Annotated in this window: 3 protein-coding genes; all 3 read left to right on the forward strand. The window is 66.4% G+C overall.

Going from position 1 to position 2,458, the window contains the following annotated elements:
* Positions 1–1,153: (2Fe-2S)-binding protein (locus ASE89_RS21245; protein WP_236701771.1), on the forward strand; the 1,153-nt coding region annotated here is incomplete at its 5' end.
* Positions 1,150–1,488 (forward strand): nitrite reductase small subunit NirD, encoded by a 339-nt coding sequence (gene nirD / locus ASE89_RS12960; protein ID WP_082451489.1) that lies wholly within the window; start codon positions 1,150–1,152, stop codon positions 1,486–1,488. The genes ASE89_RS21245 and nirD, both read left to right, overlap by 4 nt.
* 115 nt (positions 1,489–1,603) lie before the next feature.
* On the forward strand, positions 1,604–2,458 hold an 855-nt coding region (locus ASE89_RS21250), incomplete at its 3' end, for a molybdopterin-dependent oxidoreductase (protein WP_236701772.1).

The raw sequence follows: 2,458 nt of genomic DNA on the forward strand, positions 1-2,458 counted from the left end.
CGCCGGCAACGCGACGCTCGACGCGGTCCGCGCGACCTGCAAGGCGTCGGCATCGTGCGGATCATGCACCGGACTGGTCGAGACGCTGCTCGCGGTCACGCTCGGCGACGAGTATTCGGGCGAACGTTCGGTGAAGACGATGTGCAAATGCACCAGCTTCGGCCACGACGATGTCCGCCGCGAGATCGTCGCGCAGGGCATGCGATCGATCCCAGAAGTCATGCAGAAGATGAGCTGGTCGACGCCCGACGGGTGTTCGTCGTGCCGGCCTGCGCTCAATTATTATCTGCTCTGCGCATTGCCGGGCGACTACAAGGACGACCAGCAGAGCCGCTACGTCAACGAGCGCGTGCATGCGAACATCCAGAAGGACGGCACCTATTCGGTCGTGCCGCGGATGTGGGGTGGGCTCACCAACCCGCGCGAGCTGCGCGCGATCGCCGATGTCGTCGAGAAATACGACGCGCCGATGGTCAAGGTGACGGGCGGCCAGCGGCTCGACATCTTCGGGATCAAGAAGGAGGATCTGCCCGCGGTCTGGGCCGATCTCAACGCCGCCGGGATGGTCAGCGGCCATGCGTACGGCAAGTCGCTGCGCACCGTGAAGACCTGCGTCGGGTCGGACTGGTGCCGGTTCGGGACACAGGATTCGACCGGGCTCGGCGTCAAGGTCGAGCGGATGACCTGGGGCAGTTGGATGCCGCACAAGTTCAAGATCGCGGTCAGCGGCTGCCCGCGCAATTGCGCCGAGGCGACGATCAAGGATTTCGGCGTGGTCTGCGTCGACAGCGGCTACGAGCTGTCGGTCGGCGGCAATGGCGGGATCAAGGTCCGCGCGACCGATTTCCTGTGCAAGGTCGCGACCGAGGAAGAGGCGATGCATTACTGCGCCGCATTCATCCAATTGTACCGCGAGGAAGCGCGCTATCTGGAACGCACCGCGCCGTGGATCGAGCGGATCGGCGTCGAGTATATCCGCGAACGGATCGCCGACGATCCGGAGGGCCGCGATGCGCTGGCGGCACGGTTCCTGTTCTCGCAGCAGTTCACGCAGGACGATCCGTGGGCGGCACGCGCGGCGGGCGAGCACCGCGAGCAGCATGCGCCGATGGCGCGCTTCACACCTCTGGACGCATCGAGGGAAATGGCATGATCGGCGAATGGCTCGATATCGGCTGGGTCGACGAGATCCCGGTCCGCGGCAGCCGTACGGTGCAGGTCACCGGCGGCGACGACATCGCGGTCTTCCGTACGGGCGACGGCAAGGTCTTCGCGCTCGCGGATCGCTGTCCGCACAAGGGCGGGCGGTTGTCGCAGGGGATCGTCCACGGCGGCGCGGTGGCGTGCCCGCTGCACAACTGGCGGATCGCGTTGAATACGGGCGAGGCGCTGGGCGAGGACAAGGGATGTACGCCGGTGATCCCAGTGAAGGTGAGCGGTGGGCGGGTGTTGCTGTGCCGCACCTCGACGATGAAAGCCGCCGCGTGATCGCGCCACTGCTCTTTCTCCCCGCTGGGGAGAGGGCCGGGGTAAGGGGTTGGGGCACGTACGGCCCATCCCAACTCCCCCTCACCCAACCCTCTCCCCGAAGGGGAGAGGGTTAATGGCCTCCGTTCGCACGACCTGCGCGTATTGCGGTGTCGGCTGCGGTATCCTCGCGACGCCGACTGGCGAACGCAGCGTCACTATAAAGGGCGACCCCGCCCACCCCGCCAACACCGGCAAACTCTGCTCGAAGGGCACGCATCTCGGCGAGACGATCGGGCTCGAAGACCGCCTCCTCGCCCCGATGATCGGCCAGCGTCGCGCATCCTGGGACAAGGCGCTCGACCTCGTCGCGAAACGCTTCCGCGACACGATCGCGCAGCACGGCCCCAAGAGCGTCGCGTTCTACGTTTCCGGGCAACTGCTCACCGAGGACTATTACGTCGCCAACAAGCTGATGAAGGGCTTCATCGGCTCGGCCAACATCGACACCAATTCGCGGCTCTGCATGGCCAGCGCGGTCGCGGGCCACATGCGCGCGTTCGGCGAGGATATCGTGCCCGCGAGCTACGACGACCTCGACGCCGCCGACCTGATCGTGCTGGTCGGATCGAACACCGCGTGGTGCCATCCGATCGTCTATCAGCGCATCCGTGCGCGCTGTGACGCCGGCGCCAAGCTGGTGGTGATCGACCCGCGCCGGACCGAGACTGCGGACGAGGCCGACCTCCATCTCGCGATCCGCCCCGGCACCGACGTCGCGCTGATGAACGGCTTGCTCGCGTGGTGCCGTGATGCGAGCGTGGTCGACTACGACTATCTCGCCGCGCATGTCGCGACGCCTGATGCGTTCTGGGACCAGTTCGACGAGGGAAGCGACCTCTGGTCAGTGGCGCGCATCTGCGATGTCCCGCCGCAGGACCTCCGGCACTTCTTCGAACTGTTCGCCGCGACGCCGCGCACCGTGACGATG

This window comes from Sphingomonas sp. Leaf30 (assembly GCF_001422525.1).
Classification (GTDB): domain Bacteria; phylum Pseudomonadota; class Alphaproteobacteria; order Sphingomonadales; family Sphingomonadaceae; genus Sphingomonas; species Sphingomonas aerolata.

What these genes read in the sequence shown, in the direction of transcription:
- nirD (WP_082451489.1), top strand. Translation starts at nt 1,150, where the DNA reads ATGATCGGCGAATGGCTCGATATCGGCTGGGTCGACGAGATCCCGGTC.